This is a genomic window from Streptomyces murinus, assembly GCF_002154555.1.
In the GTDB taxonomy this organism is placed as follows: Bacteria; Actinomycetota; Actinomycetes; order Streptomycetales; family Streptomycetaceae; genus Streptomyces; species Streptomyces murinus.
This window is the reverse complement of the sequence record NZ_MUNF01000590.1, coordinates 1-552: the sequence shown is the minus strand read 5'-3', so window position 1 is coordinate 552 and position 552 is coordinate 1. Positions and strand designations below refer to the sequence as shown.

The 552-nt window shown below is 69.2% G+C and carries 1 protein-coding gene; it reads right to left on the bottom strand.

What is annotated here, in order from left to right; all coding sequences use genetic code 11:
- Nucleotides 1–212 precede the first annotated feature (212 nt).
- Nucleotides 213–552: FtsX-like permease family protein (locus CCN72_RS30510; RefSeq protein ID WP_143664249.1), on the bottom strand; the 340-nt coding region annotated here is incomplete at its 5' end.

Sequence of the window (552 nt, the reverse complement as noted above, 5' to 3'; positions counted from 1 at the left end):
CCGTCGTCGTACGGCGGGCCGGCTGGTCGGGGTCCGGGAAGGCGCCGGTGACCGCTCCGGCGACGAGGACTCCGGCGAAGACCAAGGTCAGCGCGGCCCCTTGGCGGGCGCGCCGAGGCGGACAGAGCGGGTCTCGGCCGGACATGGCGGTGAGTCTAGGACAACGGGCCTCTCGTCACGGCCCGTTGCCCCGCCCACCGTCTTGGTTTGCGTCACACCTTCAGGTACTTGCGCAACGCGAAGAACGCCGCCAGGGCCGGCATCAGCACACTGGTCGCGAGGATCAGCGGCAGCTTGGTCAGCACCGAGTCCCAGCCGACGAAGTTGATCAGCGTCAGCTTGTGCGAGAGGTCCATGCCGTGGTCGATGGTGAAGTACCGGCCGACCACGAGGAAGACGCAGGCCAGGCCACCGCCGATGAGCCCGGCGACCGCGGCCTCGGCGATGAACGGCGCCTGGATGTAGAAGCCGGAGGCGCCGACCAGACGCATGATCCCGGTCTCACGCCGACGGCTGAACGCCGACACGCGCACGGTGTTGACGATCAGCAGC